This window comes from Photobacterium sp. BZF1 (assembly GCF_014349205.1).
Taxonomy (GTDB): Bacteria; Pseudomonadota; Gammaproteobacteria; order Enterobacterales; family Vibrionaceae; genus Photobacterium.
This window is the reverse complement of record NZ_JACSOF010000245.1, coordinates 1-5,354: the sequence shown is the minus strand read 5'-3', so window position 1 is coordinate 5,354 and position 5,354 is coordinate 1. Positions and strand designations below refer to the sequence as shown.

Here is a 5,354-nt window from a genome sequence, read left to right as displayed (position 1 = left end):
GTCCTGGGTCCTGGGTCCTGGGTCCTGGGTCCTGGGTCCTGGGTCCTGGGTCCTGGGTCCTGGGTCCTGGGTCCTGCAGGCAGCATTCGCTTGTAGCTGCTATAGATCAAACTCTTGCTTCTAATTTTTGCTTTTCCTAGGTCCTAGGGCCTGCTTTTCCTAGGACCAATTACTCCTCAAGCTTAAACACCACATCCACCCGGTCGCGGATGGTGATTTCGGTATCCTGGTAGCTCACTGCACTCTCTGGAGCTGCATCCATCGCCATGCGCATCATCATCGGGCGTGGCTGGCTGGCCTGATAGGAGATCTGCCATACCCCATCCAATGACTCGCCAAACCCTTTGGCCAGCGATTCTGCCTTGGCGATAGCATCTTTGATCGCAGCCTGGCGTGCTTGCTCTAGGTACTCGTCTTCGTTGCTGACCTTGAGCTCGATGTTGTTGATGCGGTTGATACCGTCGCCCAACGCGCTATCCAGATAGGTGTTGAGGTTATCCAGCTCATTAACCGTCACCGTCACATGGCGGCTGGCACGGTAGCCCTTGAGCTCAGGTTCTTTGTCTTTCGGGTAATGGTATTGTGGCTGGAGGCTGATATTCGCACTTTGGATCTGGCTACGCGCGATACCTTCATCAAGCAAACGGGCAACAAAGGCTGCTACCGCTTTATCCGCTGCCTGCTTGGCTTCTTTGGCGGTTGGGCGTATTTCTTCTACTGCCACGGAAAAGACTGCCATATCCGGCTGGGCCGTCACTTCGCCGCTACCCGTTGTCTGCAAATGCGGAACATTGACCGAGGCTGCAGCGATACCACTGGTGCCCATTAAACCCAACCCTAACATCACTGCGATAAGTTGTTTTTTCATCTGTCTTATTCCTATTATCCGAGTCTGTTTTTCATGCTTTGTCCTTATGACAACAGGCAAAGACAAAAAATTCCCTGAAATGAGAAATTTTTTGTACATTGTTTTATTTAGGTAGCACCCGGCCTGCATATTGGGTTAATTGCTCAGACAGATCAGACAATACCCCACTCTCCAGAGCCCAGTGATGCCAATACATTCGGCGGGTCAGAAAAATATCGGGGGTTAAGTTCACCAACAAACCCGAGTCCAATTCCTGCTGGATCTGGATCCGCGGGATCAAGCAATAAGCAATGCCTTCTACCGCCATCCTGACAAACGCCTCTGATGAGCGCACCGTATGCTTCATCACGCTGCCAAATGGTAGGTTGAAGTGCTGATGGATAAAGCGCTCATGCATATCATCATGCTGGTCAAACGCCACCCCGGGGGCAGCCAGCAAGGTGTCGCGGTTTACCCCTTGGGCAAAATACTTATCGGCAAAAGACGGGCTGGCAACGCAAAGGAAATCGACCCTACCGAGGTAATCGGCAACACAGCCCGGCATCGGGGTCGATTCCATACTTATCGCCCCGACCACCTCGCCACTTCGAAGCTTGTCTAGGGTACGGGCCTCGTCTTCAATCATTAAGTTCAGCTCTATCCGCCGCGAGCGCAGCAGTGGGCTCAGCGCAGGCAACAGCCAGGTTGCCAAGCTATCAGCATTGGTGGCAATAGACACGGATAAGGGCTGGCTGCTGTCATCCGGCGTCAGCTCGGGTAACAACTCTTGTTCAAGTAACCTTACCCTGCGGTACAGCCCCAGCATTTTTTGTCCTGCCGCCGTTGGCCGTGGTGGCTGCTCCCTGACCAACATTGGCTGGGCCATCAATTTCTCCAGCTGCTTGATCCGCTGTGATACCGCTGATTGGGTAATACACAGATACTCTGCCGCCCGCTCAAACCCCCGTTGTGATATCACCGCATCAAGCGCTTCAATCCACCGGTAATCCAGTCCCCGCATCCTTTTTCACCCCGTTTTATGGCCATGAAACCACCTCATTAGAAACTCTAATATTACATAAATTTTATTAGTTGTACTTAATGTTAGTGGCAGGAGTATGCTTGCGCCATCACATCCATACTGGCCTCCCAGACTCTGGGAGTCGCAATAAAATCAAACAATAAGGTAAGCAGTAAAATGAGCATTTGGGCGTTATTACAAGGATTTGGACTCGGGGCATCGATGATTATTCCAATCGGGGCACAGAACGCCTTTGTACTCAACCAGGGGATCAAGCGTAACCACCACCTTACTACCGCAACGGTCTGCAGCATTCTCGATACCCTATTTATCAGCCTTGGGATCTTTGGTGGTGGTGCGTTGCTATCAAGCAATGAAACCCTGCTGACCAGCGTGACTATCGGCGGCATCCTGTTCCTGACCTTTTACGGTTGCCTGTCCCTAAGCAGCGCCCTACGCAAACCATGCGAGCAGGAAAAAAACAAAGAGGTGCTGGCCCGCGGGCGCCGTGCAGTGATCCTTGGAGCATTGGCTGTGACCGTGTTAAACCCCCACATGTACCTCGATACCGTGGTGATCCTGGGTTCTATCGGTGGACAATTTGAAGGCAACGACCGTGTCGCGTTTGCTATCGGTACTATCCTAGCCTCGTTCGTCTGGTTCTATACCCTGTCGATGGGAGCAGCAAAATTAGGCCCGACATTATCAAAACCCAAGGTAAAGCGCGGAATTGACCTAGCCGTTGCCGCTATGATGTTCTTCATCGCCACTCATCTGGCACAAAGATTATGGAGCCAATATGCAGCCTGAGAAAATAGAACACATCTACCAGTCCAACCTAGAGCTTTTCAGCCAAGCCAATGTCAGCTACCAACAGTGGCAGCACGAGCCGATACTCGATTTCGAGGCAGACGAGCGGATCGGTAAAGAGCTCGGCTGGACAGCCGCCCCGACCAAGAGCCTGTTTATGAAGGTCAAAGGTGGCGGCCATTGCCTGCTGCTGACCCACCGTGACAGTCGGCTCAACAGCAAGTTGGTCAAGCAGGTACTGGGCAAGCGGGTATCGGTCTGTACCCACGAAGAAATGATCGAGGAAATTGGTTGCGCCCCGGGCGCAGTGTGCCCCTTTGGCCTGCCAGCCGACATCACCCTGCTTGTCGACCCAGTGGTATACGGCTACCAGGATTTGATGTTCACCCCCGGCAAGCCGGACATGACCTTTGCTTTTGCTGCCTCGGATCTTGATAAGCTGCTGGAAGAGCTTCCCAATACAGTGATCCCTTTACCGGGAGAATAGCGGCGAGAGGCGAGAGGCGAGAGGCGAGAGGCGAGAAAAGTAAATATGCCAAGTGCCAAGGATGATCAGCACGAACAACCACACAAAAAATGGAGCCTTGCGGCTCCATTTTTTTTGATATGGCTCTTACTGCTGTTCGAGAACCTTGTTGAGGTGGACATCCATCTGCGGATACGGGATCCCGATGTTTTCTTTGTCCAACTCTTCCTTGATAGCCTGCATCAAGTCGAAGTAAACCGCCCAGTAATCTGACGTTTTCACCCACGGACGTACCGCGAAGTTCACTGATGAATCAGCCAATGCAAGCACACCGACCGTCGGCTCTGGGTCTTTCAGGATACGGTCATCAGCTTCAATAACACGGTTCAATACTGCTTTGGTATGCTTCAGATCGGCATCATATGACACGCCAATCACCAAGTCGATACGGCGGGTTTTATGACGCGAATAGTTAGTAATCGGGCCACCGATTACCGACGCGTTCGGTACCACTACCATCTTGTTGTCTGGGGTATTCAAAATAGTCGAGAACACCTGGATGGATTCAACCGAACCTGACACGCCACCAATCTCGACAAAGTCACCTGACTTGAACGGACGGAAGGCAACAATCAATACACCTGCGGCAAAGTTTGACAGCGAGCCCTGCAAAGCCAGACCAACAGCCAAACCGGCGGCACCGATTACAGCAACCACAGAGGCTGTCTGCACACCAATCCGGCCCAGTGCGGCAATTAGCACGATGACAAATAGCAGGTAGCGAACCAGCGAGTGCAAGAACTCAACGACCGCTTCATCCATGTCTTTGCGACGCAGCATTTTGGCTACGCCGTTGGCGATGCTCTTGGTAATGATATTACCGATAAATAGGATGACCAATGCAGACAGGATATTTACCCCGTACTGGATCAGCAGTTCCTGGTTGTCGGCAACCCAAGTCCCAGCGTTAAGCACACCTGTTGTTAATTCATTATCCTTAATGGTATCCACCACCGTATCGGCAACACCGGTGACGGTATCCGTTACGGTATCTGCAACACTACTCTCACTCATACCTTTCTCATCCTGCAAATGTTATTTCCTTTCCCGTAAAAAAGGCCACGGGAGCACAAATAATCATAGGCTTAATTATGTTAATTACTTATGCAATCACCACTATAACAGTGATTTATTGATTTTGTTGAGCCTTGATAGCTCTTTTTCGCGCCGGATAATACTCCTCGGCTCAAAAAACGCCAACAAAAATTTGAGCAAGTTCACAAACAAATGACAGGCATAAAAAAACCCGCCGAAGCGGGTTTTTTGCAAAACTTTAAGCTAAACGTAACTTATAGTACGTCGATAGCGTTAAGGTCTTTGAAAGCTTGCTCAAGACGGTTAACCATACCAACCTGACCAGCACGTAGCCATACGCGTGGATCGTAGTATTTCTTGTTAGGCGCGTCTTCGCCAGTTGGGTTACCGATCTGGCCCTGTAGGAAGTCACGGTTTTCCGCTTCGTACGCACGTACGCCGTCCCAAGTTGCCCACTGAGTATCAGTATCGATGTTCATTTTGATAACACCGTAGCCGATTGACTCTTCGATTTCTTCCTGAGAAGAACCAGAACCACCGTGGAATACGAAGTTCAGAGCGTTATCAGCGATACCGAATTTCTCTGCACAGTATGCCTGAGAGTCACGTAGGATAGTTGGAGTTAGAACAACGTTACCTGGCTTGTATACACCGTGTACGTTACCGAAAGATGCAGCGATAGTGAAACGTGGGCTGATAGCGTTTAGTTTCTCGTAAGCGTAAGCTACGTCTTCTGGAGAAGTGTACAGCTCAGACTGATCCATATCAGTGTTGTCAACGCCGTCTTCTTCACCACCAGTACAACCTAGTTCGATTTCTAGAGTCATGCCCATCTTAGCCATACGCTCTAGGTACTTAGCAGAGATTTCGATGTTCTCTTCTAGAGACTCTTCAGAAAGGTCAATCATGTGAGAAGAGAATAGAGGCTTACCAGTTTGTGCGAAGAACTCTTCACCCGCGTCTAGTAGACCGTCGATCCATGGAAGAAGCTTCTTAGCAGCGTGGTCAGTGTGAAGGATTACTGGAACACCGTAAGACTCAGCAACAGCGTGTACGTATTTCGCACCAGCTACAGCACCCATGATCTGAGATTCTTGACCTTCTAGTTTCAGGCC

Annotated in this window: 6 protein-coding genes; 2 read left to right on the top strand and 4 right to left on the bottom strand. The window is 50.6% G+C overall.

Features of this window, described 5'->3' with window-relative positions; all coding sequences use genetic code 11:
* Positions 1–169: 169 nt before the first annotated feature.
* On the bottom strand, positions 170–868 hold the full coding sequence (locus BIZ37_RS29320; protein WP_187464546.1) for an oxidative stress defense protein: 699 nt from the start codon (positions 866–868) through the stop codon (positions 170–172).
* A gap of 103 nt (positions 869–971) precedes the next feature.
* Entirely contained in the window at positions 972–1,868 is an 897-nt protein-coding gene (locus BIZ37_RS29315; RefSeq protein WP_187464545.1) for a LysR family transcriptional regulator ArgP, read from the bottom strand.
* Between the two features lie 177 nt (positions 1,869–2,045).
* On the opposite strand from BIZ37_RS29315, the gene BIZ37_RS29310 reads away from it, so the two are divergent.
* Positions 2,046–2,678: a LysE/ArgO family amino acid transporter gene (locus BIZ37_RS29310; RefSeq protein ID WP_187464544.1), complete on the top strand. Its 633-nt coding sequence runs from the start codon at positions 2,046–2,048 to the stop codon at positions 2,676–2,678.
* Positions 2,668–3,165: a YbaK/EbsC family protein gene (locus tag BIZ37_RS29305; protein WP_187464543.1), complete on the top strand. Its 498-nt coding sequence runs from the start codon at positions 2,668–2,670 to the stop codon at positions 3,163–3,165. The genes BIZ37_RS29310 and BIZ37_RS29305 overlap by 11 nt, the downstream gene beginning before the upstream one ends.
* Before the next feature lie 126 nt (positions 3,166–3,291).
* Here BIZ37_RS29305 and mscS read toward each other — a convergent pair whose 3' ends face one another.
* Positions 3,292–4,218: a small-conductance mechanosensitive channel MscS gene (gene mscS / locus BIZ37_RS29300; protein ID WP_222939890.1), complete on the bottom strand. Its 927-nt coding sequence runs from the start codon at positions 4,216–4,218 to the stop codon at positions 3,292–3,294.
* 275 nt (positions 4,219–4,493) lie between these two features.
* A partial coding sequence (gene fbaA / locus BIZ37_RS29295; protein WP_187464542.1) for a class II fructose-bisphosphate aldolase occupies positions 4,494–5,354 on the bottom strand: 861 nt, incomplete at its 5' end.